1 pseudogene is annotated in these 500 nt (G+C 70.0%); it reads left to right on the top strand.

Annotated elements, in window-relative coordinates:
* Positions 1-82 precede the first annotated feature (82 nt).
* A pseudogene (locus tag K6I33_RS35675) lies at positions 83-500 on the top strand (ALF repeat-containing protein); the annotation flags it as partial.

The raw sequence follows: 500 nt of genomic DNA, 5'->3' as shown, positions 1-500 counted from the left end.
GGTTCTTCCCGTGATGGGTAGATTCCGGCCGAGGGCCGGACGGCTACGAGGGGCTGTTTCGACGGCCGTTGTCGTAGCGATATTGGGTGGTACGACGGGCGAGGCGACGGCGGCCACGTCGGCGAAGGCGCAGTCCGTCTCGGCCACGCAGGCGCTGGCGGCGCTGGACCGGCTGGCGGCGGCCTTGCCGAAGCCGGCGTCCGGGCCGGCTCCCGCGCCGCGCACCGAGCTGGACAAGCTGTCTGCTGAGCGTGACCGGCAACTGGTCGAGGACTTCGCGGAGTTCGACCCGGAACCGGAGGTCCAGGAGGCCGCGAAGAAGGCCCTGGAGAGCAGCGACCCGAACGCGATCCGGGACTTCCTGGAGCACGGTGAGGCCGAGGCCCGTCAGCGTGCGAAGGACAAGAAGGACGGCGCGGACGTCAAGAACCGTGCCGAGATCGAGAAGCTGCGCGGTACGGGCGGGGCGTACTTCAACGCCGAGGTCGAGCGTGTCCTGG

The sequence above is a fragment of the Streptomyces sp. UNOB3_S3 genome (assembly GCF_020740895.1).
GTDB lineage: Bacteria > Actinomycetota > Actinomycetes > Streptomycetales > Streptomycetaceae > Streptomyces.
The sequence above is the reverse complement of the archived record's forward strand: the minus strand, read 5'-3'. Positions and strand labels throughout refer to the sequence as shown.